Origin of the sequence: Pseudomonas sp. IT-196MI5 (assembly GCF_949767415.1) — a bacterium.
GTDB lineage: Bacteria > Pseudomonadota > Gammaproteobacteria > Pseudomonadales > Pseudomonadaceae > Aquipseudomonas.
Window position 1 is genome coordinate 1 of the sequence record NZ_CATKPZ010000041.1, and the last position, 1554, is coordinate 1554.

A 1554-nucleotide genomic window follows, 5' to 3' on the forward strand; every position below is an offset into this window, starting at 1 on the left:
AGGGTAACTCGTCATCAGCTCTCGGCCTTAGAATCCCGGATTTACCTAAGATTCCAGCCTACCACCTTAAACTTGGACAACCAACGCCAAGCTGGCCTAGCCTTCTCCGTCCCTCCATCGCAATAACCAGAAGTACAGGAATATTAACCTGTTTTCCATCGACTACGCTTTTCAGCCTCGCCTTAGGGACCGACTAACCCTGCGTCGATTAACGTTGCGCAGGAAACCTTGGTCTTTCGGCGTGGGTGTTTTTCACACCCATTGTCGTTACTCATGTCAGCATTCGCACTTCTGATACCTCCAGCAAGCTTCTCAACTCACCTTCACAGGCTTACAGAACGCTCCTCTACCGCATCACCCGAAGGTGATACCCGTAGCTTCGGTGTATGGTTTGAGCCCCGTTACATCTTCCGCGCAGGCCGACTCGACTAGTGAGCTATTACGCTTTCTTTAAAGGGTGGCTGCTTCTAAGCCAACCTCCTAGCTGTCTAAGCCTTCCCACATCGTTTCCCACTTAACCATAACTTTGGGACCTTAGCTGACGGTCTGGGTTGTTTCCCTTTTCACGACGGACGTTAGCACCCGCCGTGTGTCTCCCATGCTCGGCACTTGTAGGTATTCGGAGTTTGCATCGGTTTGGTAAGTCGGGATGACCCCCTAGCCGAAACAGTGCTCTACCCCCTACAGTGATACATGAGGCGCTACCTAAATAGCTTTCGAGGAGAACCAGCTATCTCCGAGCTTGATTAGCCTTTCACTCCGATCCACAGGTCATCCGCTAACTTTTCAACGGTAGTCGGTTCGGTCCTCCAGTCAGTGTTACCTAACCTTCAACCTGCCCATGGATAGATCGCCCGGTTTCGGGTCTATTCCCAGCGACTAGACGCCCTATTAAGACTCGCTTTCGCTACGCCTCCCCTATTCGGTTAAGCTCGCCACTGAAAATAAGTCGCTGACCCATTATACAAAAGGTACGCAGTCACCCAACAAAGTGGGCTCCCACTGCTTGTACGCATACGGTTTCAGGATCTATTTCACTCCCCTCTCCGGGGTTCTTTTCGCCTTTCCCTCACGGTACTAGTTCACTATCGGTCAGTCAGTAGTATTTAGCCTTGGAGGATGGTCCCCCCATATTCAGACAAAGTTTCTCGTGCTCCGTCCTACTCGATTTCATGACCAAGAGATTTTCGCGTACAGGGCTATCACCCACTATGGCCGCACTTTCCAGAGCGTTCCGCTAATCTCAAAGCCACTTAAGGGCTGGTCCCCGTTCGCTCGCCACTACTAAGGGAATCTCGGTTGATTTCTTTTCCTCAGGGTACTTAGATGTTTCAGTTCCCCTGGTTCGCCTCTTGCACCTATGTATTCAGTACAAGATAACCATCTTATGATGGCTGGGTTCCCCCATTCAGACATCTCCGGATCAAAGTCTGTTTGCCGACTCCCCGAAGCTTTTCGCAGGCTACCACGTCTTTCATCGCCTCTGACTGCCAAGGCATCCACCGTATGCGCTTCTTCACTTGACCATATAACCCCAAGCAATCTGGTTATACT

Annotated in this window: 1 rRNA gene; it reads right to left on the reverse strand. The window is 51.0% G+C overall.

Annotation, left to right across the window (positions count from 1 at the left end):
- Positions 1-1526: ribosomal RNA gene (locus ACM6IK_RS20860) — 23S ribosomal RNA — on the reverse strand; the annotation flags it as partial.
- Positions 1527-1554 lie beyond the last annotated feature (28 nt).